The sequence below is a fragment of the Streptomyces sp. NPDC058375 genome (assembly GCF_042723425.1).
GTDB lineage: Bacteria > Actinomycetota > Actinomycetes > Streptomycetales > Streptomycetaceae > Streptomyces > Streptomyces durocortorensis.
Genome location: NZ_JBHXJG010000228.1, coordinates 9,612 through 11,837, shown reverse-complemented (window position 1 = coordinate 11,837; position 2,226 = coordinate 9,612). Strand labels below are relative to the sequence as shown.

The window sequence follows — 2,226 nt, the reverse complement described above, 5'->3', positions numbered from 1 at the left end:
TCTTCGGGTGGCGGGGGCTTCGGTCTGTCTGCCGTGCGGCCGTGTCATCCCTCGCGTACGGGAACGGGTACGTCCAGCCGGTAGATCTGGCGGGAGCCGCCCTCCGGGCCGGGGTCGGCGGGCTCGCCGGGCGCGAAGCCGAGCCGCTCGTAGAAGGCACGGGCCCCGCTCTCCACCGCCCCCGGGTGGTCGGGGCCGAAGGTGACCACCTCGACGGTGCCGGGCCCGCTCACGTACCGGCGCATCGCCTCCGCCATCAGCAGCCGGCCCACGCCCGCGCCCCGGCGGTGCTCGGAGGTGACGAGCCAGTGCACGTGGTACGTCGGCGGGGCGGCGCCGAACAGCAGGCCGCCGGCCGGGCCGAGGGCGACGGCGGAAGCGTCGGCAAGCTCCGTGGACTCGGCGATCAGCGCCGCCCCGTCACGGATGTGGGCCTCCACCGCGCGGTGGAAACCCGGCTCCTCGACCATCGGACCGAACCAGTGCTCCACCTGGGACGCCAGGGCCAGGAAGCCGTCGAGATCGCCCTCCCGGGCCGGTCTGACCGTGATCATCCGCGCAGTCTCGCAGAGCCGCCCGGACCGGGGAAGCGGCCGCCGTCTCAGACCTCGTACACCGCGCCCGGGACCGCAAGCTCCACCGGGCCCGGGTAGACCGCGCGGGCGTCGGCGGCGTTGCGGTCGGCGTCGGTCCACGGCGGAATGTGGGTGAGGACGAGCCGGCGCGCTCCGGCGCGGGCCGCCGCCTCACCGGCCTCGCGGCCGTTGAGGTGCAGGTCGGGGATGTCCTCCTTGCCGTCGACGAACGACGCCTCGCAGAGGAACAGGTCCGCGTCCCGGGCCAGGTCCTCCAGCGCCTCGCAGGCCCCCGTGTCGCCGGAGTAGGCGAGGGTGGAGCCGCCGTGCTCGATCCGGATGCCGAAGGTGTCGACGGGGTGGCAGAGCTTTTCCGTACGGACCGAGAACGGGCCGATCTCGAAGGCCCCGGACTTGAGGGTGTGGAAGTCGAAGACCTCGGCCATCGCCCGGTCGGAGGGGGTGTCGCCGTGGGCGGCGGTCAGGCGCTGCTCGGTGCCCTCGGGGCCGTAGACCGGGAGAGGGCGGGGGCGGTCGCCGCCGTGGGGGTAGTACCGCACGACGAAGTACGCGCACATGTCGATGCAGTGGTCGGCGTGCAGATGGCTGAGGAAGATCGCGTCGAGGTCGTAGAGACCGACGTGGCGCTGCAGCTCGCCGAGGGCGCCGTTGCCCATGTCGAGGAGCAGCCGGAAGCCGTCGGCCTCTACGAGGTAGCTCGAGCATGCCGAACCCTGGGACGGGAACGAGCCGGAGCAGCCGACGACGGTGAGCTTCATGGAGCGTGAACCTCCGGGGCGCGGGAACGGGGAGGGTTCGTGCGATCCGCCGAAGCCTGGTGTCGGTTCCTGCGGGATCGGTTTTGCGGTTTGTCGAGCGTAAGGCGCGAAACTCCACGTCGCTCCTCCGCTGCCCTCCGTTGTGGGGGAACTCACCTGCGCTGTCACCGGTTCGATGGAAGCGCGCCCACGGTCCGGCCCGCCGTGCCCCTCCTGGCCGCCGGTACGGTCGGGGGATGAACACGTTCTGGTGGGTGGCGCTGGTCGCCGTGGTTCTGCTGGCGCTGGTCGCCGCGGTGGTGGACGGGCGCGGGCGCTCGGACCGGGGGCCCCGCTCGCGGCGGCCCCGGCAGTCGGCGGGTTCGGCCCGGCCGCCGTCCCGGCCTTCGGGTCCGTCGCGCCCTTCGGGTCCGGAGGGGCGTGGGGACGGGCGTACGCCGCGGGCGGGCGAGGTGTGGTGGGCCGATGTGCCGTACGAGGACGGGCCCGGCTCGAAGGACCGGCCGTGTCTGGTGATCTCGGTACGGGGGCGGGGCAGGGCGCGCACGGCGCTGGTCGCGAAGATCACCAGCAAGCATCACGAGGAGCGGCCCGGGGTGATCGCGCTGCCGGACGGGACGGTCGGGGACCGGCAGGGGCGGCAGAGTTTCCTGGAGACGGATGAGCTGCGGGAGGTGGGGATCGGCGGGTTCCGACGGAGGGTGGGGGCCGTGGATCCCGTGCTGTGGGAGCGGGTACGGGAGTTGGGGGCGGGGTGAGGGCGGGGCCCTGGGGGGGGGGGGGGCCGGCCCCCCGGCCGGCCCCCCCCCCCGCCGGGGCTCAGAAGGACAGCGCCGCACCACGCACCCCCAGCCGCGCCCCCGCTAACAGGT

General features: G+C 74.1%; 3 protein-coding genes. 1 reads left to right on the top strand and 2 read right to left on the bottom strand.

The window, feature by feature from the left end; translation table 11 throughout:
• Positions 1 to 44 precede the first annotated feature (44 nt).
• Entirely contained in the window at positions 45 to 554 is a 510-nt protein-coding gene (locus ACFWM7_RS28025) for a GNAT family N-acetyltransferase (protein ID WP_383265535.1), read from the bottom strand.
• 47 nt (positions 555 to 601) lie between these two features.
• On the bottom strand, positions 602 to 1,354 hold the full coding sequence (locus ACFWM7_RS28020) for an MBL fold metallo-hydrolase (protein WP_383265533.1): 753 nt from the start codon (positions 1,352 to 1,354) through the stop codon (positions 602 to 604).
• A gap of 236 nt (positions 1,355 to 1,590) precedes the next feature.
• Here ACFWM7_RS28020 and ACFWM7_RS28015 point away from each other — a divergent pair, with 236 nt between their 5' ends.
• Positions 1,591 to 2,112, top strand: a complete 522-nt coding sequence (locus tag ACFWM7_RS28015) for a type II toxin-antitoxin system PemK/MazF family toxin (RefSeq protein ID WP_383265530.1) — start codon at positions 1,591 to 1,593, stop codon at positions 2,110 to 2,112.
• The last annotated feature ends 114 nt before the right edge of the window (positions 2,113 to 2,226 follow it).

Excerpts from the sequence above, each read along its gene's own strand:
- ACFWM7_RS28025 (WP_383265535.1), bottom strand. The coding sequence starts at position 554 with ATGATCACGGTCAGACCGGCCCGGGAGGGCGATCTCGACGGCTTCCTG.
- ACFWM7_RS28020 (WP_383265533.1), bottom strand. The coding sequence starts at position 1,354 with ATGAAGCTCACCGTCGTCGGCTGCTCCGGCTCGTTCCCGTCCCAGGGT.
- ACFWM7_RS28015 (WP_383265530.1), top strand. The coding sequence starts at position 1,591 with ATGAACACGTTCTGGTGGGTGGCGCTGGTCGCCGTGGTTCTGCTGGCG.